This window comes from Mycobacterium sp., assembly GCF_044370595.1.
Taxonomy (GTDB): Bacteria; Actinomycetota; Actinomycetes; order Mycobacteriales; family Mycobacteriaceae; genus Mycobacterium.
Genome location: NZ_JBILVF010000002.1, coordinates 1 through 15,716 on the forward strand (window position 1 = coordinate 1; position 15,716 = coordinate 15,716).

Below are 15,716 nucleotides of genomic sequence, written 5' to 3' on the forward strand. Positions count from 1 at the left end.
GCGGCGAGCAGATCGACCAGGTCCGCCAGCCACCGCCGCCGCCGGGCCCGGCCGTCGGGCATGAGCGGCCGCGGCCGCAACCGCCGGGCGGCGTAGAGCAGCCGGAATTCGTCGAGCAGCATCGGGAACGCCCGCAAAGCCAACGCCAACGCGACGGCCCAGTCGTCGATCGGGATCCGAAACCAGCGCAGCGGCCGGCCCAGCGTCACGATCGCGGGTGCGACGTCGGCGACGTTGGTGGTCCAGGAGATCAGCGCCCCCAGCGCCAGCAGCACGATCGACAGCGCGGTGAACCGCAGGAACTTCAACAGCCCGCCGATCTCGACGTCGTAGGACCACAGGTGCAGCACCGGCTGCCCGCCGCCCAACGTCGCAGTCAGCGCACCGAACACCAGCAGGATCCACAACCACCGCGGGATCGTCGGCATCGTGCCGCGCGGAATGCGGGCCAGCCGGATCACCACCACCACCAGCGCCGCCATCAGGCCGATCGCGATCCAGCCCGGGTAGAACGACAGCAGCAGCGACGCGGCAAAGACCACAATCAGTTTGGTGCCCGCCCACAACTCGTGGATCACCGATGTCCCGGGGACCGGGCGCAGCAGGACCACCGGGCGGCGCTGACGGGTGGCGGTCATGACAGGTCACCGGTCGGCGCCAGCACCCCGCGGTTCAAGTGCAGGGTGCGCGGGCAGAGTTCCTCCAGACCAGCGAAGTCGTGCGAGATGACGATGACGGTCAGTCCGGTGTTGAGCCGCAGATCGGTCAACAGCCGCAGCAGGCCGCGCTGGCTGGCGGCGTCCAAACCGGCCAGCGGCTCGTCGAGGATGAGCGCCTGCGGCCACCGGGCCAGCAGGCCGGCGATCACCACCCGGCGCATCTGCCCGCCACTGAGCTGGTCGACGCGGCGCCCGGCCAGCGATCCGTCCAGGCCGACGGTGGCCAGCGCCGACACCACCCGGCCGGTGTCGTACGGCGAGAACCCCGCAGCCGAGGCGACCTCGAGATCCACCCGGCTGCGCAGCAACTGGAGCCGGGCTGCCTGGAAGGCGATCGCGACGTCACCCACGCACTCGTGGGCGGGGCGGCCCCGCACCAGACACTCCCCGGTCGTGGGTGTGGTCAGGCCGGCCATGATCCACGCCAGCGTGGACTTGCCCGAGCCGTTGCCGCCGTGGATGAGCAGACCGTCACCCTCGTTGACGGTGAAGCTGACATCGCGCAGAGCGGTCTTGGTCCACGGGGTGCGGCTGCCGTACTCGTGGCCGACGCCGCGCAACTGCAGAACCGGCCGGTGATCGGTATGCGCCACCGGGGTCACTGTGGCGGTGGGCGCCGCGGCGTGGTCAACCATCACCATGTTGTCCTGGGACTCACTGAGATTGACGGTGCGGTCGGCGATCTCAGCCTCGTTGTTGTAGTGCGTGATGTGAACCAGGGCCATGTCGTGGTGCTGGGTGAGCCCGGACAGCACGCTGAGCAGTCCCTCACGGCCGCGCTGATCAACCATGGTGGTGACCTCATCGGCGATCAGGATCGCCGGTTGCCGGGCCAGCGCCGCAGCCACCGCCAAACGCTGCAATTCCCCGCCGGACAGCCCCCCGGTGTCACGTTCCTCCATACCGGTCAGGCCGACCTCGTCGAGCAGTCCGGGAACGTCAGTGGTGGTGCCGGGCGGCAGCCCCCACACCACGTCGTCGGCCACCCGGCTGCCCAGCACCTGACTCTCCGGATGCTGCATGACCACTGCGGTCCCGCCCAGCTGTCCCAGACCCACGGCGCCGGGACGCTCGATGCTCCCCGATGTGGGTTCCCGGCCGCACAACAGCAGCATCAGGGTGGTCTTGCCGGATCCGTTGGCGCCGGTTACCGCGATGTGCTCACCGGGCTCGATGGTCAGGCTCAGCGGCCGCAGAGCGTCGTGGTCGGCGCCCGGATAGCGGAAGCGGGCGTCGGTGAGCCGTACCGGGACGGGGGCCACCGGAGCGCTCTCCACGCCGGACAGAGAACTGGCGTCGAGTTTGTGAACGTCGGGGATGCCGCGCAGCCGGTTCAGCACCCGGCCCAGCGCCCACCAGCCGACCAGCGAAACCACCACGATGGTGAAGATCGAGTAGGCCATGATCAGCACCGGCCAGTGCTGGATGGCCGTGTTGAACAGCGCGCGGGTCTGCTCGGCGGACTGCCGGAAAGCCTCTCCGGAGACCGGGAGGTCGGCCATGAAGTTCAAGACGCCGTTGACGTTGGCTGACAGCGCGTCGAGCACCAGGGTCCGCAGCCGGACTAGGACCAGCAGGGCCCCGATGATCCACAGCCCGTTGAGGATCCCGGCGATGATGGACACCGCGATCACCGTCGGCGTGCCACGACCGCGGCGTTTGATGATGCCGGCCATACCGCCGACGTAGGCGCAGTTCAGCACCACCATGAACCCGCTGATTCCGGCGATCAGGAAGGTGACGGTGGCCGCAGCGAACGCTGCGGCGAGCAGCACCCGCAGCCGGTAGCGGTAGCCGAGCAGCCCCATCGGCACGGCGACCAGCAGAGATACCCCGCCGGCGAACGGGATCACCACCGAGATGATCGCCAGTGCCGCGCTGAGCGCAGCCATTACCGCGGCCTGCGCCATCTCCACCGGGGTCAGCGCTTTGGAGGGCAATCGCGACGTCGAACCCCGGGGGCGCAGCGCCGGCGCCTCGGGCCGGGTCGACGTCATTGCTCGATTCTGCCAGCCGCCCTGTCCGACGGGTTGCTGCGACCTACCGCGACCTGAACCGGTCACCTCCAGACGATCGCCTCCTCGCTCTCCCTTGGCCGGGCCAATGGGTGCCCGGGGCCAGCGCTACCACAGCCAGTCCCACGAGCAGGACGACTGCCATCCGTAGCACCGTCCCTTCCAGCGCCCGGCCGAATTGTTGGGCAGGCTGAGTTGTTGAGCAGGGACCACCAGCAGCTTTAGGCTGTCCGGCGTGAGCCTGCCTGCTGTGTTAACAGATTCCCTCCCGCGCCTGCCCGGACTGAGTTCAGTCCCCACGCGATGTGTGGGCCGGGTGGGGGCGCTGGCCGTCGCCTTGGGTATCGGTGCGTCGGTGGTAGCGATGCCGGCGTTGGCCCACGCGGACACGGCCGGCCCAGCGGGCGTGTCCGACGACAGGTCAGATCGGGCGGCGGCTCCCAAGAGGCAGTCCCCGGCGCATACCCGGGAGAGTCGTGCGGCGACTCCGGCCGCGGCCGATTCGGAGGGGCAGGCTGGAGCCCCTGAGATACGCCGGCGGCCCAGTGCGCCAGATCCGGGATCAGAGCGCGGGCCTGACGGCGGTTCGGTGCCGGTCGCGATCGCTGGTGTCGATACCGTGTTACCGGCCGCGGCGGTCGACACGGAGCCGGTCGAGGAAATCGCACCGATCGCCGAGCCATCCGATCCCGCCGACGTACCCGAGCCGGCGGCTCCGTCGGTGGACGTCGCCGATGTCCTTGCGCCCGTGGAAGTCCCAGCGGCGCCCGTGGGAGTCCCAGCGGCCCCGGCGGAGCAAGTGCGGCCGTCCGCGCCGGCTCCGGTGATACTGGCCGCGGGGTCGGGATCGGTGACGTCCGTGGACGGCGGGCTGCTGAATGTGGTCGGGTCCGGCGGTGGCGACGGTGTTCCGGCGGCGGCGCCCTTGGCGTGGACCGCACTGGCGGCCAGCCGCCGGGAGTTCCAGACACCGTCGGCGGTGGTGCATCCGGCCGCGTCGACCACGCCCGGCCGGGCTTTCCCTTCGGGCGCGTCGGTGCAGGCGACCGCCTCGGCGGCCGGCAATCCGATTCAGAATTTCATCGACGTTTTCATCGGCAACGGCACCGCGGAGAATCCGAACGCTGGCATCCTGATCGGCGACGGCTACTCGTGGACCTCCGGCACCTGCCCCCCGAATACCGCCTGCACAGGTGGGCGGTCCGGTTTCCTGTTCGGCAACGGCGGCAACGGATTTGGCGGCGGCGCCGGCGGATCGGCCGGCCTGTTCGGCAACGGCGGCGCCGGCGGATCGGGCGTCAACGGTAGCGCCGGCGGCACCGGCGGTGTGGGCGGACTGTTCTTCGGCAACGGTGGAGCCGGCGGTGCCGGCGGCTCGGTGAGCGGCCGGGGGCAGATCGGTGGGCGCGGCGGTAGCGGCGGGAACACCGGCATGTTCGCCTGGCTGAGCGTCGCGGGGGCCGGTGGTGCCGGTGGAGTCGCATCGGGCCAGAACGGCGTCGGCGGCGCCGGTGGCCGTGGTGGTGACACCGGTTTGTTCGCAACGTTCGGCACGGCAGGTGCCGGCGGCGCCGGCGGCCAGGGGACCGGGCAGGGCAGCAGGGGCGGGGCAGGCGGGGACGGCGGGAACAGCGGTGCGCTGTCGGCTCTGGGTGATGGCGGCGTCGGCGGCGCCGGTGGCTGGGGTGCCGCCGCGGGCGGTGGAGGTTCTGCCGGCTGGCTGTACGGCAACGGTGCGGCCGGCGGCGCCGGTGGCCCCGGCGGCCTGGGTGGCCCCGGCGGCAAGGCGGGGCTTTTCGGTTCCGGTGGCGCGGGCGGAACCGGCGGGGCGGCTGCTCAGGGCGGTGCGGGCGGTGCTGGTGGAACCCTGTTCGGCGACGGCGGCGCCGGTGGCGCAGGCGGAGTCGCTGCGGGCGGCGGTGCAGGGGGAGGCGCCGGACTACTCGGGAAGGACGGTGCCGCCGGCGCCGCCGGCGGGTCACCCGGCACTGCGTTGACGCTCTACTCGGCGAACACCTGGTTCTACACAACGCTGAAAATCGCTGGCTATGAATTCGAACCCGTCGAGGTCGACACCGGCTCTGCAGGACTGATCATCCCCGACGGTGTCATCCCCGCGGACCAGTTGGGGCCCGCCACCGGCGCGTCGGGGATTGCCGAATACGGGGACTGGGGCCAGTTCTACTACACCGTGTATGCCCAGAGTGTCGACTTCGGCAATGGCATGGTCACCCAGCCCGTCCCGGTCGGGATCTTCTACAAAGTGGTCATCAACGGCCAGGAGGTCAAGCCGGAGGATTGGGGCAAGGATCCCGTCAACATCAAGCCGCTCATGGGCGTCGCCCCCTACCGGGGTTACCCCATCGTCAGTCCGGTGCCGGCGCTTCCCGGCGGCCTCGGGCAGGGCTTCCTGTTCGACGGGCAGGGCCCGGGTAGTGCCGGCGAACTGAGCTTCGGCGCCAATCCACTGCCTGCACAGAACTCGGTTCCCGGCTGGTATTACACCGATCTTGCCGTCCAGATCAGCGTCGTCAACCCTGACGTGGGCTGTCCCACCGCCGCGACGAAGGGCTGTTTCACCGAGATCCAACAGGTCGTCGAGTACGGCGTTATCGACAGTGGTGGACTCGGTGGCGGTGTGGCAAAGCAGTATCTGCCGAGCGCAATTGTCGACAATGTCGCCGAAGGCGACGGGCTGCCCGTCGGTACCACGATCAAGGCCTACTCTCCTGACGGCACGTTGCTGTACACGACGGAGGTCAAGGCCGGTGACCAGTTGGTGCCGGAATACTGGCCGTCCAATTTGGGATTCAACACCGGCCTGATCCCGTTCCGGCAGGGACCGATCTACTTCAGCTACAGCCCCGACGGCTACCTCGGTGGCGGGACGACCGTGTTCGACTTCAAGCCCGCCTGATCTACGGCCGCAGCGTGGGCACGCCCACTCCGAATTCGCGCCGCAGCACCGTTCGCGCCGCGTAGGACAGGCTGGCCGCCAAAGCCGAACGGGGCTCCGCGGCTAGCTCCCAGTGCAATGGAGGCTGGGCCGTCAACCTGGAGGACGCTGTCGCCAGCGGGGCTCCCCCGGATGGACTCGAACCATCAACCGCCCGATTAACAGTCGGGAGCTCTGCCAATTGAGCTACAGGGGACTGCTCCCGCCCATCGGCGGGACGGGGTGAAACTTTAGCGTACCGACGTTCGACCACCCAAAGGCCCCGGACCCGGGGCGGCATCCCGGGCCGTCAGGCAGGATGGTGGGGGTAGCGCAGGGCTTGGAGGGAGCACAGTGATCGGGTTTGTGACCGTGCTGACGGCGGGCTACGTGTTGGGCACCAAGGCCGGCCGGGAGCGCTATGAGCAGATCGTCGGGACCTGCAGGGCGGTCACCAGCCACCCGGCCACCAAGTCGATGATCGACGCCGGACGCCGGAAGATCGCCGAGCGGGTCTCCCCGGACCGGCCTATGGTCACCATTGCCGAGATCGACGCCCAGACGACGATCGTCGAACCCGAGCGCGGCTGAACTGGCGGTTACTGCCCACCGATCGGGACGTTGATGGTCTGGCCCGGCAGCAGGGGGCCGGTGGTGACGCCGATGCCGTTCATGCCGGGAATGTTGTTGCCGTAGCCGGGACCCCAGACGCCGACTGAGGGGGTGCCGATGTAGGTCGGGCTGCCGTTGGAATAGCCCAGGCAGACGCCGTCCTCGCGGGCGCCGAACCAGGCCAGGCACCTGCCCGTGGCGGTATCCGTGGTCGACGGGGAACTCAACGCGGCCAGCCCCGGCCCGGTCAGCGCGGCAACGGCCAGCGCACCCGCGGCGGCGACGCGCCGGAGGGAGATGTTCGCGAGTGCCATACCTGACCTTTCGCCATCCCGGGCTGATTCGTTAGCCTTCGTTTGCCCGAGATGTCAACAATAACCTGCTCAGGCCGAAAGATCATCGCCGCTGGCTTGCTCGAGCAGACTGCGCCGATAGGCCTCCAGGGCCACCAGGTCGCCGAACAGCGCGTGGTACTCGTCGCCCTGCTCCACCGGGGACATCCGCTGCAGCTTGGACTTGACCTCGGCGATCTGCCGGCCCACCCAGACTTCCTGCAGCCGGGCCAGCACCCCGCCCACATAGCGCTGCAGTCTCTCGTCGTCGTCGACCTTGATGGTCTCCACGCCAAGTTCGCTGATCAATCCGGCCGCGGCCGGGCTGAGGGCTTGGTCGCGGACGGTTTCGATCCATTGGCCGCCGGTCAAACCCGACGACGCCCCACCGGCCGCCTCGATCGCGGCACGGACGGCGCTGTACCCGGGGTGGGTGAAGCTGTCCGGGGTCAGCGAATCAAACACCGGACCGGCCAGCGCCGGGTACTGCAGAGCCGCTTTGAGCGCCTCGCGCTGCGGCCACAGGGTCGGGTCGCGGGGGTCGGGACGCTCGACCCCGGTGGGGCGCCGCGGCGTGGCCGGGCCCCGTTGCGCGCCTCGCGTCCCGGGCTTGCGGCCGGCCTCCTCCCGGACCCGGGCGATGACCTGGGCGACGTCGTCCCAGCCGACCCAGCCGGCCACCTGACGGGCGTACTCGTCGCGCAGGGTGGGGTCCTTGATCTGGGCGACCATCGGCAGGCAGTGCCGCAGGGCGGCGACTCGGCCTTCGGCGCTGTCCAGGTCGTAGCCGGCGAGGGTGGTGCGGATGGCGAACTCGAACAGCGGGGTGCGGCGGGCCACCAGATCACGCAACGCCGCATCGCCGAATTGCAGCCTGACGTCGCACGGGTCCATCCCGGCCAATTTCTCGTCCGCGGCCACCGCCACGAAACTCTGCCCGGCCAGATTCTGCTCGCCGGCGAACGCTTTGAGTGCGGCCGCCTGCCCGGCCGCGTCACCGTCGAAGACGTAGATCAATTCGCCCTTGAAGAACTTGTCATCCATCATCAGCCGGCGCAGCATCGCCAGGTGTTCGTCGCCGAACGCGGTGCCGCAGGAGGCCACCGCAGTCGTGACGCCGGCCTGGTGCATGGCCATCACGTCGGTGTAGCCCTCGACCACCACGGCCTGGTGTCCCTTGGCGATATCGCGCTTGGCCAGGTCGATGCCGAACAGCACGGCCGACTTCTTGTAGAGCACGGTCTCAGGAGTGTTGACGTACTTGGCCTCGATCACGTCGTCGTCGAAAATCCGGCGGGCACCGAAGCCCACCGTGTCCCCACTGGCGCTGCGGATCGGCCACAGCAATCTGCGGTGGAAACGATCCATCGGGCCGCGCCGGCCTTCCCGGGACAGTCCGGCGGCCTCGAGCTCCTTGAACTCGAAGCCCTTGCGGATCAGATGTTTGGTCAGCGAATCCCACCCCGAGGGAGCGAAACCGCAGCCGAACCGGCTAGCCGCGGCGGCGTCGAAGTTGCGCTCGGTCAGGTATTGACGGGCCGGGGCCGCCTCCGCGGATTGCAGTGCCGCGGAATAGAACTCCTGCGCCGCGGCGTTCGCGGCGATGAGCCGGCTGCGGCTGCCGCGGTCGCGCTGATTGGTGTTTCCGCCGCCGGTGTAGGTGACGGCGTAACCGGTCCGGTCGGCCAGCGTCTCCACCGCTTCGACGAAACTGACGTGTTCGATTTTCTGGATGAAGGCATAGACGTCGCCGCCTTCGCCGCAGCCGAAGCAGTGGAAGTGGCCGTGGTTGGGCCGCACGTGAAACGACGGCGACTTCTCGTCGTGGAAGGGGCACAGACCCTTCAGTGAGTCGGCCCCGGCGCGGCGCAACTGGACGTAGTCGCCGACCACATCCTCGATGCGGACCTGGTCCCGGATGGCGGCGATATCGCGGTCGGGGATGCGGCCCTTGCGGGCGCCCCCACCGCCGCCGTACGGGGGGTTGGGGGCTGTCACGGACCCAAGTCTAGGTCGATGCGTTCCAGTCGACCTTCGGTGTACGAGGCGATCTGATCGACGATCACCCGCATCCGCCCGGCGTCGTCGGCGGCGGCGGTGAAAGCCGGGACGAGCAACGGGTCCAGGGTGGCCGGCGCCCCGGCCAGCAGCCAGTCCGCCACCCGCGCGACCCGCTCCCGTTGGCCGGCCTGCATGTCGAGGTGCTGCGGGTCGGACATGATGAACTGCAGGGCCAGCGTTTTGAGCACGGCGACCTCGGCACGCACCGTCGGCGGCACGTGCAGATCGGCCTGATAGCGGACCAATGGTCCCGGTCCGGCCCGACGGCGGGTTTCGGCGATGGCCGCCGAGGCGAACCGGCCGACAAATTCACTGGTCAGCGTTTTGAGGGCTACCGAGGCCATCAGGGTGGCGTCGTACTTGCCGACCGCGGACACCACCGGAAGTTCAGACAGTCGGCGGGCGGCCCCCTCAAGTTCGTCGACGTCGGCCCCGGACCCGTAGACCGAGGTGCCCAGTTCGGCCAGGGCGGCGGCGGCGTTGCTGTCGGCCAGCACCCGCAGGTCGATCCGGCCCGAGACCACCCCGTCCTCGATGTCGTGCACCGAGTAGGCCACGTCGTCGGCCCAGTCCATCACCTGTGCCTCCAGGCACGGCCGGTCCGGTGACGCACCGGACCGCATCCAGTCGGCGATCGCGGCGTCGTCGGCGTAGAACCCGAACTTGCCGCCGCCCGCCGGACGTTGCCAGGGGTACTTGGTGACGGCGTCCAGCGCCGCCCGGGTCAGGTTCAACCCGACGCTGCAGCCCTGCCGGTCGAGCACTTTCGGCTCGAGCCGGGTCAGGATCCGGAAGTTCTGCGCATTGCCCTCGAAACCCCCGTAGTCGCAGGCGATGTCGTCCAACGCGCGCTCGCCGTTGTGCCCGTAGGGCGGATGGCCGATGTCGTGGGCAAGACCAGCCAGATCGACCAGGTCGGGATCGCAGCCCAACGCGACGGCCATGCCGCGGCCGATCTGGGCGACCTCCAGGGAGTGGGTCAATCGGGTGCGCGGGGTGTCGCTCTCCCGCGGGCCGACGACCTGCGTCTTGTCCGCCAGTCGTCGCAACGCGACGCTGTGCAGCACCCGGGCCCGGTCCCGGGCGAAGTCGGTCCGGTGTTCGGCGCTGGTCCCCGCCAGGGTGGCCGATTTCACCGGGTCGGCCACCACCCGCTCCCGGTCTGCCTCGCCGTAGTGTCCGGTCTGGTTGGTCGTCATCGTCACAGCAGTCTGCCAGTACGCCCTGGGCTGATCGTGACTAAGTTTTGCTGGCATCGGCGCGCGAACCACTACATTGGCGGTCATGCGTCTTGCCCGATTGCTCAGTCTGCTCGCCGCGATCTTCACGGCAGCCACCTTGCTGGCCCCGGCCGCGGCCGCCGAGCCCCCGTTCCGGCTACCCGACTACGTCACGGACAACGCCGGCGCGCTCAACGACCGCCAGTTGGCTGACGTGCAGAAAGCCGTCGACCAGCTGTACAGCGAGCGCCGGGTGCGGCTGTGGGTGGTCTTCGTGGAATCCTTCGCCCCCCAGGGCGCGATCGGCTGGGCTCAGCAGACCCAGAAGATCAGCGACCTGGGCAGTGAGGACGCCATCATGGCGGTAGCCACCAAAGACCGGTCCTATGCCTTCCTGGTGAACCCGGCCGCGGCGGGCGGCAGTTCCACGAAGGTGGACAACATCCGTCGTGACCGCATCGAACCGGCGCTGCGCAACAACGACTGGACCGGCGCGGCGGTCGCCGCCGCCAACGGCCTGGCCAACCTCAAGGGAGCGGGCGCCAGCAGCAGTGGCGGCAGTGGTGGCGGCTCGATGCTGGTTCCGTTGGTAGTCCTGGCCGGGGTGGGCCTGCTGGGGTTCGGGGCCATGACCGTGTGGGGCCGCAAGCGGCGCCGTAAGGCCCACGAGTCGGCTGTCGCCGCGGCCAAGAACATCGACCCCACCGATCCCGCGGCGCTGGCGTCAGTGCCCATCAACGCTCTCGATGACCTGTCGAAATCCATTGTGGTGGAAGTGGACAACGCGGTGCGTACCAGTGCCAACGAGTTGGTGCTGGCGGTGGAGGAGTTCGGCGAGACGCAGACCGCACCGTTCGCCGCGGCGGTGGACAACGCCCGGGAAACCCTTAAGCAGGCGTTCGTGGTGCGACAGAAACTCGACGACGACGTTCCCGAACCGCTGCCCGAACGTCGCGACCTGCTAACCCGGGTGGTGGTGTCGGCAGCCAAGGCGAACAAGGAACTGGACACCCAGTCGGCGTCGTTCCGCCAGATGCGCGATCTGGTGTTCAACGCCCCCGAGCGCCTGGACTCCCTCACCCAGCAACTGGTCACGGTGACCGCTCGGCTGGAGCCCTCCGATGCCAAGCTTGCCCAACTGCGAACCGAATTCGACGAGTCCGCGCTGGCATCGGTGGCCCGCAACGTCAACGCCGCCCGGGAGCGGGTGGCCTTCGCCGACGAGGCGATCACCCGCGGCCGGGAATTGGCCGCCAAGCCGGTGGCCGGCGAGGTGGGTGACCTGATCGATTGCGTACGCGGTGCGGAATCCTCTCTGCAGCAAGCCACCACGATGCTCGATGCGGTGGACAGTGCGGCCAGTGATATCCGCCGGGCGGTCTCGACGCTGCCCTCGGCGATCGACGACATCCAGCGGGGTATCAATCAGGCCGGCGAACAGATCGCCAAGGGTGGACTGGCCAAGGCCGCCGAATTGTCCGCGGCACGCGACGCCGCCGTTGCGGCCGTCTCGGCCGCGCAGAGCAACGGCAACGCCGATCCGCTGGGCGCCTTCACCCAGTTGACCCAGGCCGACGCCGACCTGGATCGGCTGCTGGCCAGCGTCAGCGAGGAGCGTGAGGCTGCCGACCGGTTGCAGCGCTCCTACGACCAGGCGCTCTCTACCGCCGAGTCCCGGGTGCGCTCGGTGTCGGACTACATCGACACCCGGCGCGGCAGCGTCGGACCGGAGGCCCGCACCCGACTCAACGAGGCCATCCGCCAACTCGAAGCTGCGGAGGCTAAGCGGGCCACCGCCATCGACGAGGCGATCAAGCACGCCAACGGCGCCTCCATGCTGGCCGCCCAGGCCCAGCAGTTGGCCAACGACGACGTGCAGGCCGGCCAGCGCCAGTACCAGGCCAGCTACGGCGGACGCCGCCAGTCCGACATGGGCGCCATGGTCGGCGGGATCATCCTGGGCAACATCCTCACCGGCGGTATGGGTGGCGGCTACCACGGCGGCGGGTATAGCGGCGGGTCGACGACGTCCTACGGCGGTTCCGGCGGCGACTGGCTCGGCGGCGGCGGGCGGTTCTGACCCGCCGAGCGACGCTCGGCGGGGCGGGCCTCAGCCCAGCAGCTTGCCGGCCAGATATCCCGCCACGGCGTCCAACCCGACCCGCTCCTGGGTCATGGCATCGCGCTCACGCACCGTGACCGCCTGGTCCTCCAACGTGTCGAAGTCGACCGTCACGCAGAACGGCGTACCGATCTCGTCCTGGCGACGGTAGCGCCGGCCGATCGCGCCGGCGTCGTCGAAGTCGACGTTGAAATTGCGGCGCAACTCCGCGGCCAGGTCGCGTGCCTTCGGGCTGAGGTCCTCGTTGCGGGACAACGGCAGAACCGCGGCTTTGACCGGGGCCAGCCGCGGATCCAGCCGCAGCACCGTACGTTTGTCCACTCCGCCCTTGGCGTTGGGGGCCTCATCCTCGGCGTAGGCGTCCACCAGGAACGCCATGAACGAACGGGTAAGTCCCGCAGCAGGTTCGATGACGTACGGGACGTAGCGGGTGTCGCTGCCCTGGTCGTAGTAGGACAGGTCGACCCCGGAATGCTGCGAGTGTGTCTTGAGGTCGAAGTCGGTGCGGTTGGCGACTCCTTCCAGCTCACCCCACGGGTTGCCCTGGAAGCCGAACTTGTACTCGATGTCGACGGTGCGGTCGGAGTAGTGCGACAACTTCTCTTTGGGGTGTTCGTAGAGTCGCAGGTTCTCCGGGGTGATGCCCAGATCCACATACCACTGCATGCGGGTGTCGATCCAGTACTGATGCCACTGGCGGGCGGTGTCGGGTTCGACGAAGAACTCCATCTCCATCTGCTCGAACTCCCGGGTTCGGAAGATGAAATTGCCCGGGGTGATCTCGTTGCGGAAGCTCTTGCCGATCTGGCCGATACCGAACGGAGGCTTGCGCCGGGAAGTGGTCACGACGTTGGCGAAGTTGACGAAGATGCCCTGCGCGGTCTCCGGACGCAGATAGTGCAACCCCTCGTCGGTCTCGATCGGCCCGAGGTAGGTCTTGAGCATCATGTTGAAGTCGCGCGGTTCGGTCCACTGACCCTTGGTGCCGCAGTCCAGGCAGGTGATGTCGGTCATCGGCACCGACTCGGGTGACGAGACGCCCTCCTTGGCCCCCTTCTTTTCGAAGTGCGCCTCCTGCATGTGGTCCTGCCGGTGCCGTTTGTGGCAGTTCAAGCACTCCACGAGCGGATCGTTGAACACCTCAACGTGTCCGGAGGCCACCCACACCTCGCGGGGCAGGATGATCGAGGAGTCCAGGCCGACGACATCGTCGCGACCGGTCACCATCGACTGCCACCACTGCCGTTTGATGTTCTCCTTGAGCTCCACGCCGAGAGGTCCGTAGTCCCATGCCGACTTGGTGCCGCCGTAGATCTCGCCGGACTGGTACACCAACCCACGGCGCTTGGCCAGATTGACGACGGAATCAATGACGGACGCCACCTGAGATGCACTCCTGTCTGCGGCTACTTTCAACCGCTACAGCGTAGGTGACGGGCTTTGACCGGCTTTGACAGGCTTGCGTACCCGTGCAAAGGTCAACTGAAATGGTGTCGAATAGCGATCCGCGCGCGGCTGGTGCCGGCGTTCGCGCGACGCGGCAGCGTGGCGCGATCATCGCGCTGCTCGACACGGTCGAGGAGTTCCGCTCGGCCCAGGACCTGCACGATGAACTGCGCCGCCGTGGCGAGAACATCGGCCTGACCACGGTGTACCGCACCCTGCAGACCCTGGCGGCCGCCGAGCTGGTCGACATGGTGCGTACCGACACCGGGGAGTCGGTCTACCGGCGCTGCGCCGCCCCGCACCATCACCACCATCTGGTCTGCCGCGGATGCGGCGCGGCAGTGGAGGTCAGCGGTCGGGAGGTGGAGGCCTGGGCCGCCGAGATCGCCGACGCGCATGGATTCGTCGACGTCAGCCATACCATCGAGTTGTTCGGAACCTGCACGGACTGCCGGGACTGATCGGCCTATGCGCTGCCGAATCGGCGGTTGCGGTTGACGTACTCCTGGCAGGCCGCCCAGAGGTCACGGCGGTCATAGTCCGGCCAGAGCTTGTCCTGGAAGACGTATTCGGCGTAGGCGGCCTGCCACAGCATGAAGTTGCTGGCCCGTTGTTCCCCGGAGGTACGGATGAACAGGTCCACGTCGGGGATGTCGGGCCGGTGCAGGTGCTCGGAGATGGTGCGTTCGCCCACCCGTTCCGGGTCGATCCGCCCGGCCGCGGCTTCGCGGGCGATCTGCCTTGCCGCTTCGGCAATTTCGGCTCGCCCGCCGTAGTTGACGCAGTAGTTGACGGTGATCACCCGGTTGTCGACCGTCATCTGTTCGGCGATGTCGAACTCCTTGATCACGCTGCGCCACATCCGCGCCCGGGATCCGACCCAGCGCATGTTCACACCCATGATGTCGAGATTTTCGCGGCGGCGGCGCACAACTTCGCGGTTGAAGCCCATCAGGAAACGGACTTCGTCGGCGCTGCGCCGCCAGTTCTCGGTGGAGAACGCGTAAACGCTGAGGTGCTTGATCCCGATTTCGATTGCACCGCAGGTGATATCGATGAGAACGGCCTCCCCCATCTTGTGCCCCTCGGTGCGGCTCAGGCTGCGCTGGGTGGCCCACCGGCCGTTGCCGTCCATCACGATGGCCACGTGTTGTGGCAACTGGTCGGCCGGGATCGATGGCGGGACGGCTTTGGAGGGGTGCTGTGGCGGGCGCCGCGGGCCGCCGTCCGGCGGGGCCGGCAATTCCGGAAAGACCACCGGCCAGGTGGAGGTGTCGGGGAAAATCGGGTAGTCGTCCGGCGCGGGGGGAAGCTGCGGAAACACCTCCCTGCGCCTGCGCTCAGCCCCCCGCCAGGAGCTGGCCACCCGGTCCATCGCCATGGGGCACATCCTGCCTGAAGAGTTCGGCGGCGCGAGACTGGACCCGCTCGACGAGAGGCAGCGTCCGCAACTGACGTTCCAGATGCCATTGCAGATGCGCTGCCACCAGGCCGCTGGCCTGACTGCGGTGCGATGTCGAGGACGCCTCGGCGACCTCCCAGTCCCCCTCGTAGAGCGCCGACATCAGATCCAGGACGGCCTGCGCGGGGGTGGCCGACCCGGACGGCCGGCAGTGCATACACACGCTCCCGCCGGCGGCGATGTGAAAGGCCCGGTGCGGGCCGGGGGCGGCGCAGCGCGCACATTCGGTCAGTGACGGCGCCCAGCCGGCGATGCCCATGGCGCGCAACAGGTACGCGTCGAGCACCAGATCACGCGGACGAGTCCCGTCGGCGACCGCCCGCAGCGCCCCGACGGTGAGCCGGTGCAACGCCGGGGCCGGCGCGCGTTCCTCCCCGGCGAGCCGCTCGGCGGTTTCCAGGACCGCGCAGGCGCAGGTGTAGCGGCCGTAGTCGCAGACGATGTCGGTGGCGAAGGCGTCAATCGACACCACCTGGGTGACGATGTCGAGGTTGCGGCCCGGGTGCAGTTGGACGTCGATATGAGCGAACGGCTCCAACCGGGAGCCGAACTTACTGCGGGTGCGGCGGACCCCCTTGGCGACCGCGCGGACCAGGCCATGGTCGCGGGTCAGCAAGGTGACGATGCGGTCGGCCTCGCCGAGCTTGTGCTGGCGAAGCACAACAGCCCGATCCCGGTACAACCGCATTGATCCAGTCTGGCACCGCGCCGCGACAACGCCTAGGACCCCCGCCGACGGAGTCGGCCGAAAGGTCCCCGCCGACGGAGTCGGCCGAAAGGTCCCCGCCGACG

The 15,716-nt window shown here is 68.8% G+C and carries 12 protein-coding genes and 1 tRNA gene; 4 read left to right on the forward strand and 9 right to left on the reverse strand.

Going from position 1 to position 15,716, the window contains the following annotated elements:
- Together ADBZ5N_RS00520 and ADBZ5N_RS00525 are read right to left on the reverse strand one after the other, a co-directional pair.
- The coding region (locus ADBZ5N_RS00520; RefSeq protein ID WP_526255529.1) for a CbiQ family ECF transporter T component at positions 1 to 638 on the reverse strand (638 nt) is incomplete at its 3' end.
- A complete protein-coding gene (locus ADBZ5N_RS00525; protein ID WP_526255530.1) occupies positions 635 to 2,716 on the reverse strand; it encodes an ATP-binding cassette domain-containing protein in 2,082 nt (693 codons plus the stop codon). The genes ADBZ5N_RS00520 and ADBZ5N_RS00525, both read right to left, overlap by 4 nt.
- A gap of 1,150 nt (positions 2,717 to 3,866) precedes the next feature.
- On the opposite strand from ADBZ5N_RS00525, the gene ADBZ5N_RS00530 reads away from it, so the two are divergent.
- A complete protein-coding gene (locus ADBZ5N_RS00530; protein ID WP_526255583.1) occupies positions 3,867 to 5,651 on the forward strand; it encodes a hypothetical protein in 1,785 nt (594 codons plus the stop codon).
- Between the two features lie 162 nt (positions 5,652 to 5,813).
- Here the strand turns inward: ADBZ5N_RS00530 and ADBZ5N_RS00535 are convergent.
- Positions 5,814 to 5,886, reverse strand: a tRNA-Asn gene (locus ADBZ5N_RS00535).
- 137 nt (positions 5,887 to 6,023) lie between these two features.
- Between ADBZ5N_RS00535 and ADBZ5N_RS00540 the strand changes: the two genes are divergently transcribed.
- On the forward strand, positions 6,024 to 6,260 hold the full coding sequence (locus tag ADBZ5N_RS00540; protein ID WP_526255531.1) for a hypothetical protein: 237 nt from the start codon (positions 6,024 to 6,026) through the stop codon (positions 6,258 to 6,260).
- An 8-nt stretch (positions 6,261 to 6,268) separates the two neighbouring features.
- Here the strand turns inward: ADBZ5N_RS00540 and ADBZ5N_RS00545 are convergent, their stop codons facing one another.
- From ADBZ5N_RS00545 to ADBZ5N_RS00555, 3 genes are all read right to left on the reverse strand, one after another.
- Entirely contained in the window at positions 6,269 to 6,595 is a 327-nt protein-coding gene (locus tag ADBZ5N_RS00545; protein WP_526255532.1) for a DUF7155 family protein, read from the reverse strand.
- A 69-nt stretch (positions 6,596 to 6,664) separates the two neighbouring features.
- Positions 6,665 to 8,611, reverse strand: a complete 1,947-nt coding sequence (gene dnaG / locus ADBZ5N_RS00550) for a DNA primase (protein WP_526255533.1) — start codon at positions 8,609 to 8,611, stop codon at positions 6,665 to 6,667.
- Positions 8,608 to 9,873: a deoxyguanosinetriphosphate triphosphohydrolase gene (locus ADBZ5N_RS00555; RefSeq protein WP_526255534.1), complete on the reverse strand. Its 1,266-nt coding sequence runs from the start codon at positions 9,871 to 9,873 to the stop codon at positions 8,608 to 8,610. Before ADBZ5N_RS00555 ends, dnaG begins: the two co-directional genes overlap by 4 nt.
- Before the next feature lie 85 nt (positions 9,874 to 9,958).
- On the opposite strand from ADBZ5N_RS00555, the gene ADBZ5N_RS00560 reads away from it, so the two are divergent.
- Positions 9,959 to 11,974, forward strand: a complete 2,016-nt coding sequence (locus ADBZ5N_RS00560; RefSeq protein WP_526255535.1) for a TPM domain-containing protein — start codon at positions 9,959 to 9,961, stop codon at positions 11,972 to 11,974.
- A 30-nt stretch (positions 11,975 to 12,004) separates the two neighbouring features.
- On the opposite strand, the gene ADBZ5N_RS00565 is transcribed toward ADBZ5N_RS00560, so the two are convergent.
- Positions 12,005 to 13,399, reverse strand: coding sequence for a glycine--tRNA ligase (locus ADBZ5N_RS00565; protein ID WP_526255536.1), 1,395 nt, complete (start codon positions 13,397 to 13,399; stop codon positions 12,005 to 12,007).
- Between the two features lie 104 nt (positions 13,400 to 13,503).
- On the opposite strand from ADBZ5N_RS00565, the gene ADBZ5N_RS00570 reads away from it, so the two are divergent.
- Positions 13,504 to 13,923, forward strand: a complete 420-nt coding sequence (locus tag ADBZ5N_RS00570) for a Fur family transcriptional regulator (RefSeq protein WP_526255537.1) — start codon at positions 13,504 to 13,506, stop codon at positions 13,921 to 13,923.
- A gap of 5 nt (positions 13,924 to 13,928) precedes the next feature.
- Here ADBZ5N_RS00570 and ADBZ5N_RS00575 read toward each other — a convergent pair whose 3' ends face one another.
- Entirely contained in the window at positions 13,929 to 14,837 is a 909-nt protein-coding gene (locus ADBZ5N_RS00575) for a decaprenyl diphosphate synthase (RefSeq protein ID WP_526255584.1), read from the reverse strand.
- A complete protein-coding gene (gene recO, locus ADBZ5N_RS00580) occupies positions 14,803 to 15,612 on the reverse strand; it encodes a DNA repair protein RecO (protein WP_526255538.1) in 810 nt (269 codons plus the stop codon). The genes ADBZ5N_RS00575 and recO overlap by 35 nt, the downstream gene beginning before the upstream one ends.
- Positions 15,613 to 15,716: the final 104 nt, after the last annotated feature.